The 24,787-nt window shown below is 67.3% G+C and carries 20 protein-coding genes; 15 read left to right on the top strand and 5 right to left on the bottom strand.

The window, feature by feature from the left end; all coding sequences use genetic code 11:
- The first annotated feature begins 20 nt into the window (after window positions 1–20).
- Window positions 21–3,485 (top strand): transcription-repair coupling factor, encoded by a 3,465-nt coding sequence (gene mfd / locus N7573_RS06160; protein ID WP_279913939.1) that lies wholly within the window; start codon window positions 21–23, stop codon window positions 3,483–3,485.
- Between the two features lie 47 nt (window positions 3,486–3,532).
- A complete protein-coding gene (locus tag N7573_RS06165; RefSeq protein WP_032127517.1) occupies window positions 3,533–4,150 on the top strand; it encodes an HD domain-containing phosphohydrolase in 618 nt (205 codons plus the stop codon).
- A gap of 92 nt (window positions 4,151–4,242) precedes the next feature.
- Here the strand turns inward: N7573_RS06165 and N7573_RS06170 are convergent, their stop codons facing one another.
- Together N7573_RS06170 and gpmA are read right to left on the bottom strand one after the other, a co-directional pair.
- Entirely contained in the window at window positions 4,243–6,336 is a 2,094-nt protein-coding gene (locus tag N7573_RS06170; RefSeq protein WP_279912973.1) for a M13 family metallopeptidase, read from the bottom strand.
- A gap of 208 nt (window positions 6,337–6,544) precedes the next feature.
- Window positions 6,545–7,294, bottom strand: a complete 750-nt coding sequence (gene gpmA, locus N7573_RS06175; RefSeq protein ID WP_004150217.1) for a 2,3-diphosphoglycerate-dependent phosphoglycerate mutase — start codon at window positions 7,292–7,294, stop codon at window positions 6,545–6,547.
- 94 nt (window positions 7,295–7,388) lie between these two features.
- Here gpmA and nfi point away from each other — a divergent pair, with 94 nt between their 5' ends.
- Complete coding sequence (gene nfi, locus N7573_RS06180) at window positions 7,389–8,063, top strand: deoxyribonuclease V (RefSeq protein ID WP_279912972.1); 675 nt, start codon at window positions 7,389–7,391, stop codon at window positions 8,061–8,063.
- A gap of 38 nt (window positions 8,064–8,101) precedes the next feature.
- Here the strand turns inward: nfi and N7573_RS06185 are convergent, their stop codons facing one another.
- Both N7573_RS06185 and N7573_RS06190 read right to left on the bottom strand, forming a co-directional pair.
- Window positions 8,102–9,082: a cation diffusion facilitator family transporter gene (locus N7573_RS06185; protein WP_182267477.1), complete on the bottom strand. Its 981-nt coding sequence runs from the start codon at window positions 9,080–9,082 to the stop codon at window positions 8,102–8,104.
- A gap of 180 nt (window positions 9,083–9,262) precedes the next feature.
- On the bottom strand, window positions 9,263–11,512 hold the full coding sequence (locus tag N7573_RS06190) for a TonB-dependent siderophore receptor (RefSeq protein WP_049462383.1): 2,250 nt from the start codon (window positions 11,510–11,512) through the stop codon (window positions 9,263–9,265).
- 289 nt (window positions 11,513–11,801) lie between these two features.
- Between N7573_RS06190 and N7573_RS06195 the strand changes: the two genes are divergently transcribed.
- Window positions 11,802–13,217 (top strand): GGDEF domain-containing protein, encoded by a 1,416-nt coding sequence (locus N7573_RS06195; RefSeq protein WP_049399641.1) that lies wholly within the window; start codon window positions 11,802–11,804, stop codon window positions 13,215–13,217.
- A gap of 95 nt (window positions 13,218–13,312) precedes the next feature.
- Here N7573_RS06195 and N7573_RS06200 read toward each other — a convergent pair whose 3' ends face one another.
- Window positions 13,313–14,530 (bottom strand): MFS transporter, encoded by a 1,218-nt coding sequence (locus N7573_RS06200; protein ID WP_279912970.1) that lies wholly within the window; start codon window positions 14,528–14,530, stop codon window positions 13,313–13,315.
- Window positions 14,531–14,607: 77 nt separating this feature from the next.
- On the opposite strand from N7573_RS06200, the gene N7573_RS06205 reads away from it, so the two are divergent.
- The 11 genes from N7573_RS06205 (at window position 14,608) to N7573_RS06255 (ending at window position 24,785) form a co-directional block, all read left to right on the top strand.
- Window positions 14,608–15,057: a helix-turn-helix domain-containing protein gene (locus tag N7573_RS06205; protein ID WP_279912969.1), complete on the top strand. Its 450-nt coding sequence runs from the start codon at window positions 14,608–14,610 to the stop codon at window positions 15,055–15,057.
- A 73-nt stretch (window positions 15,058–15,130) separates the two neighbouring features.
- Window positions 15,131–16,258 (top strand): metallophosphoesterase, encoded by a 1,128-nt coding sequence (locus N7573_RS06210; RefSeq protein WP_071228483.1) that lies wholly within the window; start codon window positions 15,131–15,133, stop codon window positions 16,256–16,258.
- A 134-nt stretch (window positions 16,259–16,392) separates the two neighbouring features.
- Window positions 16,393–17,076, top strand: coding sequence for a response regulator (locus tag N7573_RS06215; protein WP_014646433.1), 684 nt, complete (start codon window positions 16,393–16,395; stop codon window positions 17,074–17,076).
- Window positions 17,073–18,452, top strand: coding sequence for a sensor histidine kinase (locus N7573_RS06220; protein WP_279912968.1), 1,380 nt, complete (start codon window positions 17,073–17,075; stop codon window positions 18,450–18,452). Before N7573_RS06215 ends, N7573_RS06220 begins: the two co-directional genes overlap by 4 nt.
- 79 nt (window positions 18,453–18,531) lie before the next feature.
- Window positions 18,532–19,368, top strand: a complete 837-nt coding sequence (locus tag N7573_RS06225) for an alpha/beta fold hydrolase (RefSeq protein WP_010483180.1) — start codon at window positions 18,532–18,534, stop codon at window positions 19,366–19,368.
- Window position 19,369: 1 nt separating this feature from the next.
- Complete coding sequence (locus N7573_RS06230) at window positions 19,370–19,729, top strand: EamA family transporter (protein WP_012479558.1); 360 nt, start codon at window positions 19,370–19,372, stop codon at window positions 19,727–19,729.
- Entirely contained in the window at window positions 19,726–20,124 is a 399-nt protein-coding gene (locus tag N7573_RS06235) for a DMT family transporter (protein WP_032127526.1), read from the top strand. The genes N7573_RS06230 and N7573_RS06235 overlap by 4 nt, the downstream gene beginning before the upstream one ends.
- A 10-nt stretch (window positions 20,125–20,134) precedes the next feature.
- On the top strand, window positions 20,135–21,337 hold the full coding sequence (locus N7573_RS06240; protein WP_279912967.1) for a DegT/DnrJ/EryC1/StrS family aminotransferase: 1,203 nt from the start codon (window positions 20,135–20,137) through the stop codon (window positions 21,335–21,337).
- A 174-nt stretch (window positions 21,338–21,511) separates the two neighbouring features.
- Window positions 21,512–22,228 (top strand): MtnX-like HAD-IB family phosphatase, encoded by a 717-nt coding sequence (locus N7573_RS06245; RefSeq protein WP_032127528.1) that lies wholly within the window; start codon window positions 21,512–21,514, stop codon window positions 22,226–22,228.
- 62 nt (window positions 22,229–22,290) lie between these two features.
- Entirely contained in the window at window positions 22,291–23,691 is a 1,401-nt protein-coding gene (locus tag N7573_RS06250; RefSeq protein ID WP_046983245.1) for an aminotransferase class III-fold pyridoxal phosphate-dependent enzyme, read from the top strand.
- 29 nt (window positions 23,692–23,720) lie between these two features.
- Window positions 23,721–24,785 (top strand): GNAT family N-acetyltransferase, encoded by a 1,065-nt coding sequence (locus N7573_RS06255; protein WP_049399616.1) that lies wholly within the window; start codon window positions 23,721–23,723, stop codon window positions 24,783–24,785.
- Window positions 24,786–24,787 lie beyond the last annotated feature (2 nt).

The following is a 24,787-nucleotide window of genomic DNA, read 5'->3' on the forward strand; positions in this document are numbered from 1 at the left end:
TCTGCTAAAATCCGGGGTCCATGTCGCGTACCTCATACCCCGCCCCGCCGCTGCCGCGCGCCGGCCAGCTCCGCGCCTGGTGGCGCGCCCCCGCATCGCCAACCGCCCTGGCCTGGTACCTGGCCCAGGCCGCGCGTGCGCACGACGCCCCGCTGCTGGTGATCGCCCGTGACAACCACGGTGCCAACCAGCTCGAAGCCGACCTGCAGACCCTGCTCGGCGGTGACCCGGCCCTGCCGGTGGTGGCCTTCCCGGACTGGGAAACCCTGCCCTACGACCGCTTCAGCCCGCATCCGGACATCATTTCGCAGCGACTGTCCGCCCTGCACCGCCTGCCCACGCTGAAGCGCGGCCTGGTGATCGTGCCGGTGCAGACCCTGCTGCAGCAGCTGGCCCCGCGCAGCTACGTGATCGGTGGCAGCTTCGACCTGAAGGTCGGCCAGCGCCTGGATCTGGAAGCCGAGAAGCGTCGCCTGGAAAGTGCTGGTTACCGCAACGTCCCGCAGGTGATGGACCCGGGTGACTTCGCCGTGCGCGGCGGCCTGCTCGATGTGTTCCCGATGGGCGCCGACGAGCCGCTGCGGGTGGAGCTGCTGGACGAGGACATCGACTCGATCCGCGCCTTCGATCCGGAAAGCCAGCGCTCGCTGGACAAGGTCGAGGCGGTGCACATGCTGCCTGGCCGCGAAGTGCCGATGGACGAGGCCAGCATCGCCCGCGTGCTGGCCACGCTGCGCGAGCGCTTCGATGTCGATACCCGGCGCAGCGCGCTGTACCAGGACCTGAAGTCCGGGCTGGCCCCGGCCGGCGTCGAGTACTACCTGCCGCTGTTCTTCGAACGCACCGCGACCCTGTTCGACTACCTGCCCGACGGCAGCCTGCCGGTGGTCTGCGCCGGTACCGGCGAAGCCGCCGAGGCGTTCTGGGCGCAGACCGGCGAGCGTTACGAGCAGCGCCGCCACGATGTGGAACGGCCGCTGCTGCCGCCGTCGGCGCTGTACCTGTCGCCGGAACTCCTGCGCGAGCGTCTGAACGATGCCCCGCGCATCGAAGTGTGGTCGGCTGACCACGCGCGCATCGCCGATGCCCATGCGTTGGGCGACCAGCCGCTGCCGCCGCTGCCGGTGGCCGCGCGCGAGGCCCCCGCTGGCGACGCGCTGAAATCCTTCCTCGGCCATTATCCGGGCCGGGTGCTGATTGCCGCCGATTCGCCCGGGCGTCGCGAGGCGCTGCTGGAAGTGCTGCAGGCCGCCGAGCTGAAGCCGCCGGTGGTGGCCGACCTGCCCAGCTTCCTCGCCGACGATGCGCGCTTCGCGATCGCGGTGGCGCCGCTGGAGGATGGCTTCGCACTGGACGATCCGCGCATCGCGGTGCTGACCGAGCGCCAGCTGTTCCCCGAGCGCGCCGGCAGCACCCGCCGCACGCGCCGTGCCGGCCGCGAGCCGGAAGCGATCATCCGCGACCTCGGTGAACTGACCGAGGGTGCTCCGATCGTGCACGAGGACCATGGCGTCGGCCGCTACCGCGGCCTGATTGCGATGGACGTCGGCGGCATGCCCGGCGAGTTCCTGGAAATCGAATATGCCAAGGGCGACCGCCTGTATGTGCCGGTCGCCCAGCTGCACCTGATCAGCCGCTACTCCGGTGCTTCGGCGGAAACCGCGCCGCTGCATTCGCTGGGCGGCGAACAGTGGAGCAAGGCCAAGCGCAAGGCCGCCGAGAAGGTGCGCGACGTGGCTGCAGAGCTGCTGGAGATCCAGGCCCGCCGCCAGGCCCGTGCTGGTCTGGCGCTGCAGGTAGACCGCGCGATGTACGAACCGTTCGCGGCCGGTTTCCCGTTCGAGGAAACGCCGGACCAGCTGGCCGCGATCGACGCCACCCTGCGCGACCTGGCCAGCAGCCAGCCAATGGACCGCGTGGTCTGCGGCGACGTCGGCTTCGGCAAGACAGAGGTGGCGGTGCGCGCCGCGTTCGCCGCCGCCAGTGCCGGCAAGCAGGTGGCCGTGCTGGTGCCGACCACGCTGCTGGCCGAACAGCACTACCGCAACTTCCGCGACCGATTCGCCGATTACCCGCTGAAGGTCGAGGTGCTGTCGCGCTTCAAGACCACCAAGGAAATCAAGGCCGAGCTGGAAAAGGTCGCCGCCGGCACCATCGACGTCATCGTCGGTACCCATCGCCTGCTGCAGCCGGACGTGAAGTTCAAGGACCTGGGCATGGTCATCGTCGACGAGGAGCAGCGTTTCGGCGTACGCCAGAAGGAAGCGCTGAAGGCGCTTCGCGCCAACGTGCACCTGCTGACCCTGACCGCCACGCCGATTCCGCGCACGCTCAACATGGCCATGGCCGGCCTGCGCGACCTGTCGATCATCGCAACGCCGCCGCCGAACCGGCTGGCGGTGCAGACCTTCATCACCCAGTGGGACAATGCGCTGCTGCGCGAAGCCTTCCAGCGCGAGCTGGCGCGTGGTGGCCAGCTGTACTTCCTGCACAACGACGTGGAAAGCATCGGCCGCATGCAGCGCGAGCTGTCCGAGCTGGTGCCGGAGGCGCGCATCGGCATCGCCCACGGGCAGATGCCCGAGCGCGAGCTGGAAAAGGTGATGCTTGATTTCCAGAAGCAGCGCTTCAACGTACTGCTGTCGACCACGATCATCGAATCGGGCATCGACATCCCCAACGCCAACACCATCATCATCAACCGCGCCGATCGCTTCGGCCTGGCCCAGCTGCACCAGCTGCGTGGCCGCGTCGGTCGTTCGCACCACCGCGCCTACGCCTACCTGGTGGCGCCCGACCGCCGCTCGATCACCCCGGATGCGGAAAAGCGCCTGGAAGCGATCGCGTCGATGGACGAGCTCGGTGCCGGCTTCACCCTGGCCACGCACGATCTGGAAATCCGCGGTGCCGGTGAACTGCTGGGCGAGGACCAGAGCGGGCAGATGGCCGAGGTCGGCTTCAGCCTCTACACCGAGCTGCTGGAGCGCGCGGTGCGCAGCATCAAGCAGGGCAAACTGCCCGACCTGGATGCCGGCGAGGAAGTGCGCGGTGCCGAGGTCGAGCTGCATGTGCCGGCGCTGATTCCGGAAGACTACCTGCCGGACGTGCACACCCGCCTGACCCTGTACAAGCGCATTTCCAGCGCGCGCGACAGTGATGCGCTGCGCGAACTGCAGGTGGAGATGATCGACCGCTTCGGCCTGCTGCCGGATGCGGCCAAGCACCTGTTCGCCATCGCCGAGCTGAAGCTGAAGGCCAACACCCTCGGCATCCGCAAGCTGGACCTGGGCGAGAACGGTGGCCGCATCGTGTTCGAGTCCAAGCCGAACATCGACCCGATGGCGGTGATCCAGCTGATCCAGAAACAACCCAATCTCTACGCCATGGAAGGGCCTGACAAGCTGCGCATCAAGCACCCGCTGCCGCTGCCGGAAGACCGCTTCAATGCGGCCCGCGCCCTTCTGACCACCCTCGCCCCGGGTTGATCGCCCCCCCCGAACACCCCGCACCGGTCCCCACCCGGTGCGGGCGGATGACCATGTTTCCTGACGCCGTACCCGCCCCCGACCTGCTGCACGCACAGGCCTGCCTGATCGATGCCCTCTCGATGTCGCTGCAGATGCGCGACGCCTACACCCGCCACCACTGCGACCGCGTCGGACTGCTCGCGCAGCGCCTGGCCACGCACTGCGATCTCGATGACGATGCCTGCTCGCAGATCGGCCTGGCCGCGCGCTTCCATGACATCGGCAAGATCGGCATTCCCGACGATGTACTGCTGACACCGCGCCGGCACACCGACGAGGAACGCGCGATCATGCGCGAGCATCCGGTGCGCGGCGAACACATCTTCCTGGCCACCGGCCGCAGCGATGCGGCACCGGTCGCGCGGCTGATTCGCGCCCACCATGAAGCGTTCGATGGCAGCGGCTATCCCGACGGCCTGCGTGGCGAGAGCATTCCGCTGGGCTCACGCATCGTCACCGTTGCGGATGCCTACGATGCCATGACCAGCGTGCGCCCCTACCGCGCAGCGATGGAACGCGAGACTGCGTTGCGCATCATCGACGAGCAGTCCGGCGGCCTGATCGATCCCTATGTGCTGCAGCGCTTCCATCGCATGCTGGCGCAGGAACCAGCGCTGGCCTGAGATCCGCCGGGCATGGCCCGGCGCTACCGATCAGACAAACAAAAGGCCCGGCATTCGCCGGGCCTTCTGCATCACGCATCACGTGCGATCGATTACCAGATCACCACGCGCTTGTCGTCGGCACGCACCATCGCGTCGCCGGCCTTGCAATGGAACGCAGCGGCATACGACGGCATGTTCGACGGCGCGCCGTTGGCACGGAAGTTGGCCGGCGCGTGCGGGTCGGTGTTCAGGCGGACGCGCAGCTCACCGTCGGTGAAGTTGCGGCGCCACACGGTGGCCCAGTTCATGAAGAAGCGCTGGTCCTGGCTGTGACCATCGACTTCGACATTCGCCTTCGGATCTTCCTTCAGCGCCATCTGCAGCGCGTCGTAGGCCACGGTCAAGCCGCCCAGGTCGCCGATATTCTCGCCCAGGGTCAGCTTGCCCTTCACGAACACGCCCGGCACCGATTCATAGCCATCGAACTGCGCGACCAGCTGGTCGGTACGTTCGGTGAAGGCCTTGCGGTCGGCGTCGGTCCACCAGTTGTCGAAGTTGCCGTTGGCGGCAAACTGGCTGCCCGAGTCATCGTAGCCGTGCATCATCTCGTGGCCGATGACCGCACCGATGCCGCCGTAGTTCAGCGCCGGATCGGCCTTGGCGTCGAAGAACGGCGCCTGCAGGATGGCGGCCGGGAACACGATCTCGTTCTTGGTGGCGTTGTAGTAGGCGTTGACGGTCTGCGGGGTCATGCCCCACTCGGTCTTGTCCACCGGCTTGCCGATCTTGTCCAGCATGTAGCGGTAGTTGAACGCGCGCGCAGCCTGCATGTTGCCCAGGTAGCTGTCACCGTTGGTCTGCAGGCCCGTCCACTCACGCCACTTGTCCGGGTAGCCGATCTTCGGGGTGAAGCTGGCCCACTTCTCCAGCGCCTTCTTCCTGGTCTCTTCGCCCATCCACGGCAGCTGCTCCAGGCGCGCCTTCAGCGCCACCGAGAGGTTCTCCACCAGGTGCTGCATGGCCACCTTGGACTCGGCCGGGAACACGGCGTCGACATACAGCTGGCCCAGCGCTTCACCCATGCCGCCGTTGACCGATTCCAGCACGCGCTTCCAGCGCGGCTGCATTTCCTGCTGGCCGCGCAGGGTCTTGCCGTAGAACTCGAAGTTGGCCTTCTCGAACTGGCTGCTCAGGTACGGCGAGGCATCGTCGATGGTGTGGAAGCGCAGATAGGCCTGCCAGGTGCTGGCCGGCACGTCGGCCAGCATCTTGTCCATTTCACCGAAGAAGCCCGGTTGGGCCAGCGAGAACTTCTGCGCGGCCGGCACCTTCAGGGTGTCGAACAGCGCGGTCCAGCTGAAGTTCGGGGTCAGCTTGTCGGCGTCAGCCGCGCTGAGCGGGTTGTAGCGCTTGGCCGGGTCACGCATTTCGATGCGCGACATCGAGGCCTTGGCCAGACGGGTTTCGAAGGCCATCACGGCCTTGGCCTGCTCGGCAGCCTGCGCCGCGTCCACGCCGGACAGCGTCAGCACCTGCGCGATGTAGGCCACGTAGGCGTCGCGGATCTTGGCCTGCGCGTCATCGAAGTAGTAGCTTTTCTCCGGCAGGCCCAGGCCGCCCTGGCCGACATAGGCGATGACGTTGGCCGAATCCTTGTAGTCGGCATTGGCGAACAGCGAGAACAGCACGCCCTTGCCCTCGGCCTGGCTGTCGCGCAGGTACTGGGTGATGGCGGCGGTATCGTTCAGCGCGGTGATCTTGTCCAGCTGCGGCTGCAGCGGCGCCAGGCCGGCGGCTTCGATCTTGGCTTCATCGTTGCCGGTCTTCCAGATGTCACCGATCTTGGCTTCCACCGAGCCGGCCTTGGCCTGGCTGGCCGCGGCCTGCTGCACCAGTGCGTGCTGCACTTCCAACGAGCGCTCGCGCAGGATCTCGAAGCTGCCCCAGGTGGTCTGGTCGCCCGGCACCGGGTTGGCCTTCAGCCACTTGCTGTTGACGAAGCCATTGAGGTCGGTACAGGCCGAGATGGACGGATCGAGGTCGGCGCTGTTGAGGCTGATCAGCGCGGTCTTGATCTGCGACTGGTCGAAGGCCGGCTTGGCGTCGGCGCTGGCCGCCGGCGCGGTTTCATTCTTGCCACAGGCCGCCAGCGAGGCAGCGATGGCGATGGTCAGGCCCAGCGGGACCAGGTTGCGGACGTTCATGAGGCTCTCCTGCGGGTAATTTCACAGGGTAGCCGGGGAGGCCTGCGGTGGGACCGGCCAAAGGTCACAGGACGCCCTTATGTAGAGTCGAGCCATGCTCGACTGCTCTCCGTTCCGGGTTTATTGTCCTTGCGGCAAGAGGCCAACAGCAGTCGAGCATGGCTCGACTCTACAAAAAGCGAAGGCCGGCTTGCGCCGGCCTTCTGTTTTACTTCGCCTTGCCCTGGTTGGCCACGGCTTCAGCGGCCTTGCGCGCTGCTTCCGGGTCGCCCAGGTAGCGGAACGACTTCACCGTCAGGTCGTCGTTCAGTTCGAACAGCAGCGGGATGCCGGTCGGGATGTTCAGCTCGAGGATTTCCTCGCGCGAGACGTTGTTGAGGTACTTGTACAGCGCGCGCAGCGAATTGCCGTGGGCGGTGACCAGCACGGTCTTGCCGTCCTTCAGCTGCGGCGCGATGGCGTCGTGCCAGTACGGCAGCACGCGGTCCAGCGTGGTGGCCAGCGATTCGGTGCCCGGCAGCGCGTTGCGGTCCAGGCCAGCGTAGCGGCGGTCATGGATCGGGTGGCCCGGATCCTCCAGGTCCATGGCCGGCGGCGGGATATCGTACGAACGACGCCACACCTTGACCTGGTCCTCGCCGTGCTTGGCGGCGGTCTCGGCCTTGTCCAGGCCCTGCAGGCCGCCGTAATGGCGTTCGTTGAGGCGCCAGGACTTGTTCACCGGCAGCCAGTCCTGTTCCAGCTCGGCCAGTGCACCCTGCAGGGTGTGGATGGCGCGCTTGAGCACGGAAGTGTGGGCGACGTCGAACTGCAGGCCTTCCTCGCGCATCAGGCGACCCGCAGCGGCCGCTTCCCGGCGCCCCTGCTCGGTCAGGTCGACATCGACCCAGCCGGTGAAGCGGTTGTCCAGGTTCCACTGGCTCTGGCCATGGCGCAACAGTACGAGTTTACGGGTCACTGCAGGGTCTCCAACGCGAGGAAAGGCAGGCCGCCATTGTAGCCCCGGCCGCCGCTCACCGGGCCGTGGCACCGCGCATGCGATGCTGTGACCAATGAATACGGTGATCGACCCCGGGCGCTGGGAAGGCAGCGTCGCCGCGGCACGCAAGCAGCAGATCCAGCTGGCTGGCCGCGTGGAGCGCCAGGACCGCCTGCCACGCAACGTGCGCTGGCTGGCCGGGCTGGATGTCGGCTTTGAAGACGGCGGCGCCATCACCCGCGCCGCGGCGGTACTGCTGGATGCGAAGACGCTGCAGCCGATAGCGCAGGAAGTCGCGCGGATTCCCACGGTGATGCCCTATATCCCCGGCCTGCTCAGCTTCCGCGAGCTGCCGGCATTGCTGGCCTCACTCGCGCTGCTGCCACGCACGCCGGACCTGGTGTTCGTCGATGGCCATGGCATCAGCCACCCGCGCCGGCTGGGGGTGGCCGCTCACCTCGGTGTGGTCACCGACCTCCCAAGCATCGGCGTCGCCAAGTCGAAACTGGTGGGCCGGTTCGTCGAACCGGGTGCCGAGGCCGGTGCGCATACGCCGCTGCTGGACGGCGATGAGCAACTGGGTTGGGTGCTGCGCAGCAAGATTCGCTGCAAGCCGCTGTTCGTGGCCGGTGGCCATCGGGTCAGTGCGGATACCGCGCTGGACTGGGTGCAGCGCACGCTGCGCGGTTACCGGCTGCCGGAGCCGACGCGGCTGGCAGACCGGCTGGCCTCGCGACGGGACGAATGACCGCACCGGGCATCACCCGGCGCGGTCGCCATCCTCGTTCAGCGATGCACGTGGCCGCGATGGCCCTGCGCGTCTTCGCCGTGGTCATGGCCTTCATGGCCCTCGTGCTCGCCGCCCTTGGCCGGCGCCGGCTCGCCACAGGCTTCGCCGCAGTGGTCCGCTTCGATCTGCAGTGTCACGTGCTCGATGCCGAAGTCATCGTGCAGGCGCCCGCCCAGATCACGACGCAGCGCATCGGCATCGGTGCCGTCGCGCATCACGATGTGCGCGGTCAGCGCCGGGGTGCTGGAGGCCAGCGCCCACACATGCAGGTCATGCACGTCCAGTACCGCAGCGTGGCCGGACAGGCTGTCGCGCACCTTGGCCACGTCCATGCCCTTGGGCACGCCTTCCAGCAGCACGTTGACCGCTTCGCGCATCAGCACATAGGTGCGCGGCAGTACCCACAGGCCGATCAGCACCGCCAGGATCGGGTCGATCGGCTTCCAGCCGGTCCACTTGATCAACAGCGCGCCAGCAATCACGGCCACCGAGCCGAGCATGTCTGCCCACACTTCCAGGTAGGCGCCCTTCACGTTGAGGCTCTCGCCGCTGCCCGCCTGCAGCAGGCGCATCGAGATCAGATTGATGACCAGGCCCGCCGCGGCAATCACCAGCATGCCCGACGAGGCAATCTCCTGCGGCTCGCGGAAACGTCCAATGGCCTCCCACAGGATATAGCCGGCGACCACGAACAGCATCGCGCCATTGATCATCGCGCCCAGCGCTTCCAGGCGTGCATAGCCGTAGGTGCGGCGCGCGTCCGGCGGGCGCCGGCTCAGCCGCACCGCGACCAGCGCGATCATCAGCGCTAAAGCGTCGGTAGCCATGTGCGCCGCGTCGGACAGCAGCGCCAGGCTGTTGGTCCAGAACGCGCCTACCACCTCGACGACGAGGAAGGTGGAGGTCAGGCCGAGCGCCCACCACAAGGGTTTCTCGTGGCGGATCTCGGATGGCAGGTGATCGTGGTCGTGGCCCATGGCAACAGCTCCTTTGCGATGGGAGGCAGGCTACGCCGGAGGGCGTTGGGAAACTATCACGGTGTTTATAACATTGCAGGCCACGCGGTCCCTCACCGGGCATGGCCCGGCGCTACCGGAGCGCGGCCGGCAACGCCAGGCCACGCCTGGCGGACGCAGCGGACCGACATCCGCCTGCGGTCAGAACCCGAAGCGCAGGCTGGCCCAGTACGCGCGGCCCGGCTCGTTGTAGGTCGCCGCGCCGGCATCGCTGCTGTTGGCCTCGCGGAACAGGCGCTTGTCGGCCAGGTTGTTGACGCCGAAACCGAAGCTGACCGTCTCGGTCACCTTGTAGCGCGCGCTCACGCCCCAGATGTTGTACGCACCACGGTCCTGCAGCGCGATCGACGGATCGCAGGTGCCGGTGCAGCGCGGATCATTGTTGATGTTGGTGGTGGCCGGCTTCTGCTTGCCGTAGAAGGTGCCGGTCAGCAGCACCGACAACTTGTCGGTGGCCTGCCAGTCCAGCATCGTGTTGACGGTGTACTTCGGAATCACCGACAGCGGCTGGCCGGTGCTCTTGTTCTCGTTCTCCACCATGTAGGTGAAGTTGTTGCTCCACTTCAGGCGGTTGCCCTGCTCGCCCAGCAGCGGGACCACCAGGTTGCCTTCCAGACCCTGCACGATCGCCTTGGGTGCGTTCTCCCAGCGGAAGATGCGGCCCTTGGTGTCGGCGGTCAGCCCGATCTGGTTGTACCCGGCCTGGATCTTGTCCTTGTAGTCGTTGTGGAAGTAGGTCAACGACGCTTGCCAGCCGCTCTGCGGTGCCCACTCGATACCCAGTTCCTTGTTCAGGCTGGTTTCCGCCTTCAGGTCCGAGTTGCCGCGCATGTAGCAGCCGGCGCCCAGGCTCGGCAGTGCATTCGGGCAGCCATTGCCCCGGGTGTAATACAGATAGTCCGGATTCGACTGGTACAGGTTCGGCGCCTTGAATGCACGGGCGATACCGCCCTTCACCACCCAGTCGCTGTTGATGCGGAACTGCGCGTTGAGGCTGGGGCTGGTGTTGTTGCCGAACTGGCTGTGGTGGTCGAAGCGCAGGCCCGGGGTGACGATCCAGCGCTCGCCCAGGTAGATGTTGTCTTCCACGAACACGGCGGTGGTCTGCGCGTCGGACTTGCCGCGTGCGCGATCGGCCGACAGCCCCGGGATGCCGCCGCCGCTGCTGCTGGACTGGCTCATCGAGTACGGGTCGGTCAGGCGGCTGTCCAGGTATTCAAAGCCCAGCGTCCAGATGTTCTCGGCACCACCCAGCGTGGTCGGGAAACTGACTTCGCCGTCCAGCTGGTAGTTGCGCAGGCGCGAGGTCGACCAGTCGGTGCCGTTGAAGCTGCCCTCCGGGCCACCGGCCAGGCCTTCGTTGATGCGCGAGTTGTTCACCGCCTCCACTGCAGCCGTTACCCGCGAGGTCACATCACCCCAGCGGCCGCGATGGGTGATCGCGCCGGTGTTGCGGTACATGCGGTTGGTCTCGGCCTGCTGCTCGGCCAACGCCCCCAGATCGATCGGTGTCGAGGTACCGGTGGTGCTGACCGCGCGGTCGCCAGCATAGATGTTGCCCTGGCGACTGGTGCCGGCTTCGAATTCGACCACCTGGTTGGCGGTCACGTCCCAGCGCAGCAGCGCGTTGACATCGCGGTTCTTGACGCCCTCGCGACCGGCCGGCGGCACCGCGTTCGGATTCGTCGCGAAGTCACGATTGAGTTCCAGCGAATCGGCGTCGGTCTTGTTGAGATTGCCGTACAGGCGGAACGACAGGGTGTCGGTCATCGGCCCGCTCAGCTGCAGGCCGACGCGCTCGCTGCCGCCTTCGGCGCTGTGCTCGGGCACCAGGCCATACAGGTCGACCGCGCCGGTCAGGTCGCCGGTCGGGCGCTTGGTGATGATGTTGACCACGCCACCGGAAGCACCCGAGCCATAACGTGCCGCTGCAGGGCCGCGCAGCACTTCGATGCGCTCGATCATTTCCGCCGGCACCCAGTTGGTATCGCCGCGGGTATTGCGCTCACCGCTGCGGCCCATGCGCACGGCATCACGCGCACCGATGCGCTTGCCGTCGACCAGGATCAGGGTGTTTTCCGGGCCCATGCCACGCAGATCGATCTGGCGGTTGTTGCCGTACTGGCCCGAGGCACTGTTGCCGGTCAGGTTGACGCCGGGCATGGTCCGCAGCAGCTCGGCGATGTCGTTGGCCGGCGGGCGCCTGGCGATGTCCTCTGCGGTGATGGTCGAGGTACCCAGGGCCTGGCGCGCGATCTGCGAGGCGGTGACGTGCACCGTATCGATATCGGTGGCGTCGGTTTCGGCGTGGGCGGTCAGAGCGCTGCCGGCCAGCAGGGCGGCAACGGCAAGCGCCAGCGGGCGCGGCGAAAGGACAACGGCAGGGGACATGATCAGGACCTTCTGGCAGGGCTACGGGGCCTCTGGCAAAGGGCTTGAGGCAACGACGAGGGGGAGGCGGAGCAGTCCTGCAGCAGGCACCTGCAGCCCGTTCCGTGCGCGCATTCTCCCATCAATGCGATTGATTCTCAAATGCGTTCACTCATTGCCGCAGCGGCGCCGATGTGGTTTGCGCACCGTGCAACCCTGCACCGCGCGTAAACTGGCCGGCTAACCCGCCATCAACCGTATGCCGCCGCGGCCGATACCCGTGGTTTGCCGTACGCAGTCAGAGATCGACGTGGAACCACCCCAATTGGACGATGCCAGCCAGCCGCTGGCCGAGGCCTGGCAGCAGTGCCTGCTGCAGGCCGGCCCTGCCGCCACCGCGCTGCTCAAGGCCGCTGCTACCGATGCCCCACCCGCGCTGGCCCAGCGCTTTTACGAAGTACTGCTGCAGGACACCCGTGCGCGCCGTTTCCTGTCCCACGACCAGGTCAAGCAGCGCCTGCAGCCGGCCATGCAGCGCTGGCTGGCGCAGCTGCTGACCACTGATGCCAGCGGCATCGCCAACACCGTGGCCTCGCAGCGGATCATCGGCGACGTGCACGCCCGCGTCGGCATTCCGGTCGACCTGGTTACCCGCGGTGCGCGCGTGCTCAAGCACGAACTGTTCGTGCGCCTGCGCGACGATGCGCCTGACAGCGACACCGCATTCGCCGCCATCGACTGCCTCAGCGCGATCATGGATATCGCCATGGAAGGCATGACCCTGGCCTACACCCACGCGCGCGAGCGCTCCACCCGTGCCGACGCCGCCTACCGGCTGTTCTCGCTGGTACAGAACGTCGGTACCGAACGCGAGCGCCAGCGCGCACTGCTGCTGGACTGGGAAAACGCCCTGCTCTACGCGTTGGCCGGCCACGTGCAGGCCAGCGACAACGCCAGCCTGGCCACCTCGGAGTTCGGCCTGTGGTTCACCCACAAGGGCATCCCCAGCTTCGGCGAAAGCAGCGAAACGCAGCAGGTGGGCCAGTTGATGGCCCGCATTGATGGCCACCTGCAGCGCGCGAGCGGCGATGCTCCGGCGCAGCGACTGGCGGTGCTGCCGGCCATCCGCGAGGACCTGGCCGCCATCCGCACCCTGATGACACTGCTGTTCGAGCGCATCGGCGAACTGGATGCCGGCAGCGACGCGCTGACCAACCTGCTCAACCGTCGCTTCCTGCCCACCGTGCTGCGCCGGGAAATCGAGCTGGCCACACGCAACCGCACACCATTCTCGCTGCTGCTGCTCGACCTGGATCACTTCAAGGCAATCAACGACGGCCACGGCCACGATGCCGGCGACCGCGCGTTGCAGCACGTCGCCGGCCTGCTCGGCCAGCTCACGCGCGGCAGCGACTACCTGTTCCGCTATGGCGGCGAAGAATTCGTGGTGGTACTGGTGGCTGCCAGCGAATCGCAGGCGACCGTGATCGCCGAGAGCCTGCGGCGGCAGATCGCACAGTCGCCGGTGGCACTGGCCAACGGCCAGGTGCTGGCACTGACCGCCAGCATCGGCGTGGCCGGCCACGACGGCCATCCGGACTACGAGCGGCTGATGGCCCGTGCCGACGCGGCAATGTACGAGGCCAAGCGCAGCGGCCGCAACCGCGTGGTGGTGGCCAGTGCGGACCTGCAGGAAGCGCCGGGACGGCGCGCACTGCAGCGATGACGGCAGGACAGGTAGAGTCGACCGCGGGTCGACTATCGCGCGCACCGCGGGGTTTTTCGCACGCAGGGCGAAGAGCAGTCGACTGACAGTCGACTCTACTGACAGCCGGCACTACCGATACGGCCGCCGGCCGCTGCTTTCACCGCCACCACCCGCCACGCTGCCCACCAGAGCAGCGCCAGCAACGCGATGCCCGCCCCCAACAGGCATACCGCCGGCCAGCCATGGCGCGCCTGCATCCACGGCCCGGCCGCTGCACCGGCACCACTGCCCGCCGCATAGAACAGCATGTACAAAGCCACCAGGCGTCCATGCTGTTCAGCCGGCGCGCGCAGCAGCAATGCCTGGTTAGATACGTGCAGTGCCTGCCCACCCAGGTCGAGCACAATCACGCCCAACAGCAGCAACGACAGCGACTGCGGCAGGCCCAGCAAGGGCCACCACGCAACCAGCATCAACAACAGCGCACCGACGCTGACCGGATGCGCGAAACCACGGTCCATCCAGTGCCCTACCCGCGCCGCCAGCAGCGCACCGATCACCCCGGCCAGGCCCAGTGCACCGATGGCGGCGGTCGACCAATGCAGCGGTGGCGCCGAGAGCGGCAAGGGTGCCGCCGCCCAGAACACATTGAGGCCGGCAAACAGCAGCAGTGCCAGCGGCCCACGCTCGCGCAGCGTTCGATCGCGGCGCAGCATGCCCAGCATCGAGCCCAGCAGCTCGCGCCAGCGTGGGGGAACCGACGGCACCGGTACTGCGGGCAGGCGCCGCCACAGCAGCGCCGCCAACCCCGCCATCACCATCGCTGACAACAGGTAGACCATCTGCCAGCCAAAGGCCGCCGCCACCGTACCGGACACCACGCGCGCCAGCAGCAGGCCGATGAACACGCCGCCCTGCACCACACCGACCACGCGACCGCGCTGCTCGGGCGGTGCCAGCATGGCGGTATAGGCGATCAGGCCCTGGGTCAGCGCCGTGCCCAGCAAGCCGGCCAGCAGCATGCCCGACAACAGCCAGCCCGCCGTGCGTGACGCTGCCAGCCACAGCAGCGCCAGCACCAATGCGATCAACTGCAGCCGCAGCAGGCGTCGCCGGTCACCACGGTCCGCCAGCGGCAGCAGGCCAAGCAACGCCAGCACGCTACCGGCCTGGGTAGCAGCCAGCACAGCGCCGGCCACGGCCCGGTCCAGCGCAAAGGCGCGTGCAAGCTGATCCAGCAGCGGCTGCGCGTAGTAGACGTTGGCGACGCTGGCGCCGGCGGCAACCGCAAGCAGGACCAGCAGCGGGCGGGGAAGCGATGTGGCACTCATGACGTGGTTGCAATTTGAAACTTGATGCAGGCTACTGCCATTGGTTTTAAACTGCAACCACATCAGAGAGGTCCACCATGCACGCCGACAGCCCCTGCCCCGTCGCCCGCAGCGCCGATCTGCTCGGTGACCGTTGGGCGCTGCTGGTCATCCGTGATGCCTTCGATGGCGTCACCCGTTTCGGTGATTTCCAGCGCAGCCTCGGCGCGGCCCGCAACATCCTCAGCGACCGCCTGCGCCGGCTGGTAGAGGCCGGCATCCTGCAGCTGCAGCCGGCCTCCGATGGATCGGCCTACCAGGAATACGTGCTCACCGCCGCTGGCCAGGAACTGTTCCCGCTGCTGGTCGCGCTGCGCCAGTGGGGTGAACGCCATCGCTTCGAGGCCGGTGAAGCCCATTCACAGCTGATCGAATCGGCGACGCGGCGGCCGCTGCCCTACATGCAGCCGCGCGGGCGCGACGGCCAGCCACTTCAGCCCACCGCCACCCGCGTGCGCAAGCTCAGGGACGGCGGGCGCGACACCTGATCCGCCCATTCGCGCACACAGACGAACACCCGCGCCGGTTAGCATCGGGTCTTTCCGCCACTGGATGCCGCCGATGTCGCGCGATCGCCCTTCCCTGCTGACCGCCCTGCTGTTACCGCTGCTGGCCTGCGCCACAGCAACCACGCAGGCCCGCGAGGTTGCCGCGCCCGCCGACCACGTGCAGGCCGATGGCCCCTATGTGTTCCGCCAGGGCGACCAGCTGCAGGCCAAATGGATCTGCGACGACAAGGTCGAGTCGCACACGCTTGCCACGCAGGCCGCAGGTACCGACATCGCCCCGCGCTGCGGCTACGAGCACACGGTGCACGTGGCTGCCCCGAATGCGCCTTCGGTTTCCGTGCTGCCGGCCGTGCCGCGCATCGTTGCGCTGTCCGACATCCATGGCCAGTACGGGCTGCTGGTGCGCCTGCTGCGCGCCCACCAGGTCATCGATGCCCAGGATCGCTGGGCGCTGGGCAAGGACACGCTGGTCATCGCCGGCGATGTGTTCGACCGCGGCCCGCAGGTGACCGAGGCCTTCTGGCTGCTGTATGGCCTGCAGCAGCAGGCGGCCGCCGCCGGCGGCGCGGTGCACTTCGTGCTCGGCAACCACGAAACCATGGTGCTGTACGACGACCTGCGCTACGTCAACCCGAAGTACCTGCGCAGCGCGCAGCTGCTCGGCCGCAGCTACCCGCAGCTGTACGGTGCCGATTCGGTGATCGGGCAGTGGCTGCGCACCCGCCCGGTGCTGCTGAAGATCGGCGACACCCTGTTCCTGCACGGCGGCATTTCGCCCGAGGCAGTGCAGCTGGCGCTGGACCCGGCGCGCACCAATGCGGCCTACCAGGCGTCACTGGGCCTGCCAAAGGCCGAAGTAAAGGCCGACCCGGCCACCGCACCGCTGTATGACGGCAAGACCAGCCCGATCTGGTACCGCGGCTACTTCGATGGCCGCCTCGACACCGCGGGGGTGCAGACCGTACTCGACCGCCTGCAGCTCAAACGCATCGTGGTCGGCCACACCTCGATGCCACACGTCAGCAGCTTCCATGGCGACCGCGTGATCGCCATCGACAGCAGCATCAAGAACGGCGAGAACGGCGAACTGCTGTTCATCGAAAATGGCAGGCTCAGCCGTGGCCTGCTGGATGGCTCGCGGGTGCCGTTGGCGCCGGGTGAGCCGGGCCTGCAGGACTGAATGAAGGAACAGCGCGACGGCACCGGGCGGCGGCGGCGCGCTCCACCTTCACCCGGTTTGCGGCTACCCTCGGCAGCCGAGAGAGGCCCACCCCGTCCATCCGGTGGGCCTGACCGTTACAGGAGCCCCCGCGCATGCGCGTTCTGATTGCTGAAGACGACCCGGATATCGCCTCCGGCCTGTGCGCCTCGCTGCGCCGGCAGGGGCACGTGGTTGACCACGTCGACAACGGCGCGCACGCCGACGCGGCACTGGGCTCGACCCAGTACGCATTGCTGGTGCTGGACCTGGGCCTGCCTCAGCTGGATGGCCGCGATGTGCTGCAGCGCCTGCGTCAGCGCGGCGATGGCCTGGCGGTGCTGGTGGTGACCGCCCGCGACGGCCTGGCCGAGCGCGTGCGCGTGCTCGACCTGGGCGCCGATGACTACCTGGTCAAGCCGTTCGCGCTGGACGAGTTCGAAGCACGCGTGCGTGCGCAGCTGCGGCGGGTCACCAGCAATGGCAACCCGGACCTGCGCATCGGCCGCCTGCGTATCGATCTGGCCGGGCACCGGGTGTGGATCGACGACCAGTCGCTGGAACTGACCGCGCGCGAGTTCGGCCTGCTGTCGGCACTGGCGGTACGCGCCGAGCGCATCGTGTCGCGCGCGCAACTGGTGGAAGCGCTGTGCGACTGGGGCCAGGACCTCACCGACAACGGCCTGGACATCGCCCTGCACCGCCTGCGCCGCAAGCTGCAGCCCGGCGGCATGGGCATCCGCACCGTGCGCGGGCTGGGCTACATGCTGGAAGACGCGCAGGACGACAGCGCCCCGTGATCAGTGGACCACCCAGCCTGCGCCGGCGCCTGCTCGCCTTTCTGGCGTTGCCGATGCTGGGCCTGCTCACCTTCAATACGATCCTGGCCTACTACGTTGCGCTGGACTATTCCAACCGCATCCACGACCGCAACCTGATCGACGATACGCATTCGTTCGCGCAGATGCTGAGCACCATGCCGGTGACCAGCGACCTGTCTCCGCAGGCGCGCTTCCTGATCGAGTACGACCCCGACGGCCATCGCTACTTCAACGTCGACAGCAGCCGCGTGGGTACGCTCAGCGGCAATGCAGACTTCAGCCCGTACGCCCCTTCGCAGGACTGCACCGGTGTGCATCCGGCGCTGTACGACGGCAACCTCAATGGCCAGCAGGTGCGCATGGCCACCGTCTGCACGCAGGCGATGAACGATCCGCAGGACCAGCTGGCGGTGACCGTGGCCGAGAGCATGGCCGACCGCCGGCAGCGTGCGCGCGAGATCCTGATGATCATCATCCCGCTGATGACCATGCTGGCGCTGGGTACCGCAGCGCTGGTCTGGTTCGGCGTGACCTATGGCCTGCGTATCCTGACCCCGCTGAGGACCCGCCTGGCCCAGCGCCGCGGCGAACTGGCGCCGATCTCCGATGCCGACGTGCCCGAGGAGATCCAGCCACTGATCAGCACCATCGACGATCTGTTTGCCCGCCAGGCGGAAATGATCACCCTGCAGAACCGTTTCATCGCCGATGCCGCGCACCAGCTGCGTTCGCCGCTGGCGGGCATGGCCCTGCACGTGGACCAGGCGCTGGCACATGGCGACCCCGATACAGTGCGCGAGGCGCTGCAGCACATCCGCCGGCTCAACCAGCGCACCGCGCGGGTCAGCACCCAGCTGCTGGCACTGAGCCGGGCGCAGACCGTGCCCGATACCGTAGAGGCACTGGACCTGTGCGAGCTGGTACCGCAGTGGGTCGGCATGCGCGTACCGGAGGCGATCCGCGATGGCATCGATCTGGGCTACCGCGGCAGTCCCCATCCGCTGCGTGTACTGGGCAACGGCGCCATGCTGCAGGAAGCGCTGGACAACCTGATCGACAACGCCCTGCGTTATGCCGGCCGCAATGCAACCGTCACGGTGGGCGTGCACGCGCTGGACGACAATGATGTCGAACTGTATGTGGAAGACAACGGCCCTGGCGTGCCCGACGACGTGATGCCACGGCTGGGCGAGCGCTTCTTCCGGGCGCCGGGCACCGCTGCCAGCGGCACCGGCCTCGGCCTGGCCATCGCGCACGAGGCGGTGGAGCACTTCGGCGGCCGCCTGAGCTTCCTGAACCGCCCAGGTGGCGGACTGAAAGTCGCCATCACGCTGCCGCTGCTGAAGGCGCCCTGACCCGGCCCGGGGCGCTGAAAGGCTGGCGAAAATCGCGCTTGCGATCCTGCCATCCCCACTGCCGTCCCGGAGCCGCCAGGTGACCGAATCGCACGACTTCTTCCTTCCCGGTGGCCCACAGGGCGTGCTGCTGGTCCATGGCCTGACCGGCACCCCGGCGGAAATGCGCATGCTGGGCAAAGGGCTGAACAACGCCGGTTTCACCGTGCACGGCGTGCAGCTGCCCGGCCATTGCGGCAGCGTGGATGACCTGCTGGCGACCACCTGGGAACAGTGGTACCAGGGCGTGGAAGATGCGGCGGCAACCCTGCGCGGCAAGGTCGACCAGCTGTTCGTCGGCGGCCTGTCGATGGGCGCGGTGCTGTCGCTGGCACTGGCTGCACGTCGCCCCGAGTGGGTGTCCGGGGTCGGCGTGTACGGCGCCACCTTCCGCTATGACGGCTGGAACATCCCCGCCGTGGCCCGCTTCTCGTTCCTGCTGCCGTGGTTCAAGCGCTTCAACATCGGCCGCGACCGCATGTTCATGGAAGAACCGCCGTACGGCCTGCGTGACGAGCGCCTGCGTGCACAAGTCAGTGCCGCCATGCTGTCCGGCGACAGCGCCGCCGCCGGCCTGCCGGGCAACCCCTGGCACGCCCTGGCCGAAATGCGCGCCCTGAGCAACTGGACCCGCCGCCACCTGCACCAGGTCACCGCGCCGTGCCTGGTGATGCACGCCCGCGAGGACGACGTGGCCAGCATGGGCAACGCCGAGCTGGTGATGTCGCGGGTCAGCGGCCCGAAGGAACTGGTGGTGCTGGAAGACAGTTACCACATGATCACCATCGACCGCGAACGCCGCGATGTGATCCGCCGCAGCGCGCGCTTCTTCACCGAAATCGGTGAACGCACGGGCGTGCTCAAGGCGGTGGCCTGACATGGGGGCGCTTGCCACGCTGCTGTGGCTGGCCAATGTCGTGCTCGATACCGGTGGCCAGCTCGCCTTCAAGGCCGCCGCCAGCGACCCGCAGGAGGGCGAAGGACTGCAGCGCTGGAAACACATGCTCAGCCGTCCCTGGCTGTGGATCGGCATCGCCTGCTACGTGCTTGAGTTCGTCGCCTGGATCGCGTTCCTGTCGCTGGTGCCGCTGTCCAAGGGCGTGCTGCTGGGCTCGATCAACATCGTCGCGCTGATGATCGCCGGCCGTTTCCTGTTCCGCGAGAAACTCACGCCGCTGCGGGTGACCGGCATGCTGCTGGTCACCGCCGGCGTAGCCGTGGTGGGGGCCGGCTCATGAGGCGCCTGTATGTGATCGGCTTCCCGCTGCTGATGGCGTTCGACACGCTGGCCCAGCTGTGCTTCAAGTACGCCGGTGACGCCGCGTTGCCGGTCGAGGCCAACACCGCCTGGCTGCTGCGCGTGCTGTCGCAGCCGTGGGTTTACGGCGCCATCCTCGGCTACGTGGGTGCATTCTTCACCTGGATGAGCCTGCTGCGCCATGCGCCGATCGGTCCCGCCTTTGCTGCCTCGCACCTGGAAGTGATCAGCGTGCTGCTGCTGTCGGCGTGGCTGTTGAACGAGCCACTGACCCTGCACCATCTGCTCGGTGCGGTACTGATCGTGGCCGGCATCGTCTGCCTCGGCCGCGCCGAGGCGGACGACCCGCACAGCCCTGCCGAAAGCACCCCGTGAGCGCGCTGCGATGAGCCTGTTCGCGCGCGAACTGCCACCAACCGCCGGCCTGCCGATGCAGGCCAGCGATTTCCTTCCCGGTGGCGGCGACCTGCGTGACATCCTGGCCAGCCAGCTCGGCACACCGCCGCTGCAGCTGACCTGTTCCGGCACGCACGCGCTGCTGATCGCCCTGCGCACGCTGCGCAAGCGTGCGCCAAAGCGCGACACCGTGATCATGCCGGCCTATACCTGCCCACTGGTGCCGATCGCGGCGCACAGCCTGGGCCTGCGCGTGCAGTTGTGCGATACCCGGCGCGGTCATTTCGACTTCGACCCCGGCCAGCTCAAGCGGCTGGCCGATGCGCGCACGCTGGCGATCCTGCCCACCCACCTGGGCGGGCGCATTGCCGATGTCGAGCTGGCCTGCGAAGTCGCCCGCAACGCCGGCGCCTGGGTGATCGAAGATGCCGCGCAGGCACTCGGCGCACGGGTCGGCAACAGCAGTGTCGGCCTGCGCGGCGATATCGGATTCTTCAGCCTGGCCGCCGGCAAGGGCCTGAGCCTGCATGAAGGCGGCCTGCTGGTCAGCCGCGATGACGAACTGCGTGCTGCGCTGGCCGAACATGCCGTCCAGCACGTTCGCTCCAGCCTGCGCTGGGAGCTGCTGCGCAGCGTGCAGTTGCTGGGCCTTGCTACCTGCTATCGCCCTTCGCTGCTGTCACTGGTGTATGGCAATCCACTGCGCAACGCGCTTCAGCGTGGCGATCTGGAAGATGCGGTCGGTGACATTTTCCCGCTGGATATCCCGCAGCACCGGGTCAGCCAGTGGCGGCAGAACATCGGCGCGCATGCCGCGCGGCGCTTGCCGGCATTCCTTCAGGCCGGTCGGCTGCGTGCGTTGCAGCTGCGGGTGCAGCTGGCACAGCTGCCCGCCGTTGAGGTGGTCGATGGGCTGGCCGGTAGCGGTGGCACCTGGCCACTGTTGATGCTGCTGCTGCCCAGCCAACGCGCCCGCGATGCGGTACTGAAGGACTTGTGGCCACGCGGGCTTGGCGCCAGCCGCATGTTCATCCATGCCCTGCCCGGCTATGCCTACCTGCGCGGCATCGTGCCGCAGGACGACATGCCCAACGCACGCGACTTCGCCGCACGCATGCTGACCCTCGGCAACAGCGCCTGGCAGACCCGTGAAGAGACCGCCGAAATACTGCGGGCACTGGCCCGCGCGTGACGCCAGGACGCACGGATGGAGTGCGCCCCGCGCATTCATCCATGCACCTTCCTGAACGCTTTCCGCGCCCTGCAATGCAGGCTTTCAACAGGAAAGGAACGAGAAAGGCTGCCTGCCTACATTGAGCCTGCCCCGGCATCGCGCCGGACGTTCCTTTCATCGACGGACCTGCCCATGCACTGGAGCATCCTGTGTGACTTCGACGGCACCATCAGCCTCGAAGATGTCATCGACTCGCTGCTGGAGAAATACGGCCAGCCGGGCTGGCAGGAACTGGAAGACCAGTGGAAGGCGGGAAAGATCGGCTCGCGCGAATGCATGCAGGGCCAGGTCAGGCTGCTGAAGCTGGACCCGGCCACGCTCGACGCCCACCTGGACCAGGTGCAGATCGATCCAGGCTTTGCCGCCTTTGTCAGCCGTGCCGAACAGCTGGGCGTGCCGCTGCGCATCGTCAGCGACGGCCTGGACCATGCGATCCACCGCATCCTCGCCAACCACGGCCTGTCGCGACTGCCGGTGGTGGCCAACCACCTGCGCTGGTGCGATGACCACTGGGAACTGGAATCGCCCTACCAGGCCGAAGGCTGCCGCAGCGGCACCTGCAAGTGCACCTGCGCTGCGCAGGCGCGCGCCAACGAAGCACCGCGTGTGCTGATGATCGGCGATGGCAGTTCGGATTTCTGCGTCTCCGAAGATGCCGACTTCGTGTTCGCCAAGCGTCGCCTGATCACCCATTGCACCCATGCCGGCATCGAGCATGCCGCAATCGATACCTTCCACGATGCAATCGCACTGCTGCCGCGCTTGCTCGATGGCAGCCTGCTGCAGCCACGTCGTATCGACGCCAGCCCGCAGCCCGCCGTACTGCCCCTGCTGCTGGCCACCGCCTGAGCACTCCCTTCCAAGCACGCCCCCGCTACCTCTTTCGAACGTCCTTCACGGAACCGAACTGCATGAACATTTTTGACAAGAACGCCGACGCCGCCGCCTCCGACGCGCAGCTGCTGGCCGACGAAGCCCGCTACAGTTCCTTCGGCGATACCGTCCACTACGTCGACCCGCCGAAGATCTTCCAGCGCGGCGAAGGCAGCTACATGTTCGACGGTGCGGGCGTGCCCTACCTCGACCTGCAGATGTGGTACTCGGCCTGCAACTTCGGCTACAGCAACAAGCGTCTGAACGATGCGCTGAAGGACCAGATCGACACCCTGCCGCAGGTCGCCAGCCAGTACCTGCACCCGACCCGCGTGCAGCTGGCCAAGACCATTGCCGTGGACATGCACGAGAAGTTCGGCCTCGACGGCCGCGTGCATTTCAACGTCGGCGGCGCGCAGGCCATTGAAGACTCGCTGAAGATCGTGCGCAACGCGCGTGGCGGCAAGAGCCTGATGTTCGCCTTCGAGGGTGGTTACCACGGCCGTACCCTGGGTGCGTCGTCGATCACCTCCAGCTACCGCTACCGCCGCCGCTACGGCCACTTCGGCGAGCGCGCGATGTTCATTCCGTTCCCGTACCCCTTCCGTCGCCCGAAGGGCATGACCCCGGACGAGTATTCCGACCATTGCGTGTGGCAGTTCGAGCGCCTGTTCGAAAGCGAATACAACGGCGTGTGGGATCCCAAGGTCGGCCAGGCGGAGTACGCCGCGTTCTATGTCGAGCCGATCCAGGGCACCGGCGGCTACGTCATCCCGCCGCGCAACTTCTTCACCGGCCTCAAGCGCGTGCTGGACAAGTACGGCATCCTGATGGTCGTCGATGAAATCCAGATGGGCTTCTGGCGCACCGGCAAGCTGTGGGCCATCGAGCACTTCGGCGTGACCCCGGACGTGCTGGTGTTCGGCAAGGCGCTGACCAACGGCCTGAACCCGCTGTCGGGCCTGTGGGCGCGCGAAGAGCTGATCAACCCGACCGTGTTCCCGCCGGGCTCCACCCACTCCACCTTCAACTCCAACCCGCTGGGCACCCGCCTGGGCCTGGAAGTGCTGAAGCTGGGCAAGGAAATGGATTACGAGCGCACCGTGCCGGAAAAGGGCGCGTACTTCCTCGATGGCCTGCGTGGCCTGCAGAAGCGCCACCCGGAAATCGGCGACGTCGACGGCCTGGGCCTGGCCCTGCGCGCGGAAATCTGCCAGACCGACGGCTACACGCCGAACAAGGAACTGCTGGACCGCATGGTCGACATCGGCCTGGCCGGTGACCTGCTGCACGACGGCAAGCGCATGGGCCTCGTGCTCGACGTGGGTGGCTGGTACAAGAACGTGATCACCTTCGCGCCGTCGCTGGACATCAGCTACGAAGAGATCGACCTGGCGATCACCCTGCTTGACCAGGCGCTGACCAAGGCCAAGGGCTGAGGTCCGATGCGCTGCCGGTTCCCGTGCCGATGGAAATGACGTCACGCGCATCCAGCACCGCGCTGGAACCGGCCGCGCTGCTGGAGGGCTTCCTGGCCCACCCGCCGCTCGGGTTCGAGGCAGGCCGCCTTCCCAGCGGCCTGCCGACCTTCCGTGCGCCGCTGGATCTGACCACCACCATGGACGACGACCTGCGCGGCAAGCTGCTTGGCCTGCCGCTGTCGCGCCTGTGGCGGCCATGGATCACCTGGAAGACCCGCTTCGTCGGTGCCACCAGCACCGAGTACACCCCGCTGCCCGCGCACGTCGCACCAGAAGCATTGGCTGAGGACGTGACGCGTCACGCGATCGGCGATACCCGCCTGCTGGTGGTCAAGGACCTGGCGATCGATTCGCCGCTGCTGGACGACGCGGCCAACGCACACAGCGGTGCCTTCCTGCAGGCATTGCTGGCACGCGGCTTCGTCGAACTGGAAGGCATGCCGCTGGCCTGGGTGGCGATCGATTTCGATTCGATCGATGGCTATCTCGGCCGCCTGTCGTCTTCGCGCCGCAAGAACATCCGGCGCAAGCTGCGCTCGCGCGACGACCTGCAGATCGACTGCATCGCCACCGGCGATCCGGCCCTGGCCGACCCGCAGCTCCAGGCCGAACTGTATGCCTTGTACCTGGGCGTGTACGCGCAGAGCGCGGTGCATTTCGACCAGCTCGACCTGCCCTACTTCCAGCATCTTCTGGCCGACAGCCAGGGCCAGGGACGGATGTTCCTGTACCGCCACCAGGGCCAGCTGATCGGCTGGAACCTGTGTTACGTGCATGCGGGCAAGCTGGTGGACAAGTACATCGGCCTGGCCTATCCGCAGTCCCGCGAGCACAACCTGTACGCGGTGAGCTGGATGCACAACCTCGAATACGCGCTGCAGCACAGCCTGAGCCACTACGTGGCCGGCTGGACCGATTCGCGGATCAAGGCCGAATTGGGTGCCAGCTTCACCTCCACCCGGCATGCGATCCACGCCCGTTCCCCGCTGCTGCGCGCCGCCCTGCGCAGGCTGGCCCCGTACCTGCAGGGCGAACCGGACGGAGGCGGTTGAAC

Origin of the sequence: Stenotrophomonas sp. GD04054 (assembly GCF_029836955.1) — a bacterium.
Lineage (GTDB): Bacteria > Pseudomonadota > Gammaproteobacteria > Xanthomonadales > Xanthomonadaceae > Stenotrophomonas > Stenotrophomonas maltophilia_A.

Bases quoted from the DNA above. Each gene is read 5' to 3' on its own strand.
- mfd (WP_279913939.1), top strand. From the start codon at position 21: ATGTCGCGTACCTCATACCCCGCCCCGCCGCTGCCGCGCGCCGGCCAG.
- N7573_RS06200 (WP_279912970.1), bottom strand. From the start codon at position 14,530: ATGAGTGCCACATCGCTTCCCCGCCCGCTGCTGGTCCTGCTTGCGGTT.
- N7573_RS06245 (WP_032127528.1), top strand. From the start codon at position 21,512: ATGCACTGGAGCATCCTGTGTGACTTCGACGGCACCATCAGCCTCGAA.
- N7573_RS06255 (WP_049399616.1), top strand. From the start codon at position 23,721: ATGGAAATGACGTCACGCGCATCCAGCACCGCGCTGGAACCGGCCGCG.
- N7573_RS06240 (WP_279912967.1), top strand. From the start codon at position 20,135: ATGAGCCTGTTCGCGCGCGAACTGCCACCAACCGCCGGCCTGCCGATG.
- N7573_RS06215 (WP_014646433.1), top strand. From the start codon at position 16,393: ATGCGCGTTCTGATTGCTGAAGACGACCCGGATATCGCCTCCGGCCTG.
- N7573_RS06210 (WP_071228483.1), top strand. From the start codon at position 15,131: ATGTCGCGCGATCGCCCTTCCCTGCTGACCGCCCTGCTGTTACCGCTG.
- nfi (WP_279912972.1), top strand. From the start codon at position 7,389: ATGAATACGGTGATCGACCCCGGGCGCTGGGAAGGCAGCGTCGCCGCG.
- N7573_RS06190 (WP_049462383.1), bottom strand. From the start codon at position 11,512: ATGTCCCCTGCCGTTGTCCTTTCGCCGCGCCCGCTGGCGCTTGCCGTT.
- N7573_RS06170 (WP_279912973.1), bottom strand. From the start codon at position 6,336: ATGAACGTCCGCAACCTGGTCCCGCTGGGCCTGACCATCGCCATCGCT.
- N7573_RS06235 (WP_032127526.1), top strand. From the start codon at position 19,726: ATGAGGCGCCTGTATGTGATCGGCTTCCCGCTGCTGATGGCGTTCGAC.
- N7573_RS06185 (WP_182267477.1), bottom strand. From the start codon at position 9,082: ATGGGCCACGACCACGATCACCTGCCATCCGAGATCCGCCACGAGAAA.
- N7573_RS06205 (WP_279912969.1), top strand. From the start codon at position 14,608: ATGCACGCCGACAGCCCCTGCCCCGTCGCCCGCAGCGCCGATCTGCTC.
- N7573_RS06250 (WP_046983245.1), top strand. From the start codon at position 22,291: ATGAACATTTTTGACAAGAACGCCGACGCCGCCGCCTCCGACGCGCAG.
- N7573_RS06165 (WP_032127517.1), top strand. From the start codon at position 3,533: ATGACCATGTTTCCTGACGCCGTACCCGCCCCCGACCTGCTGCACGCA.
- N7573_RS06230 (WP_012479558.1), top strand. From the start codon at position 19,370: ATGGGGGCGCTTGCCACGCTGCTGTGGCTGGCCAATGTCGTGCTCGAT.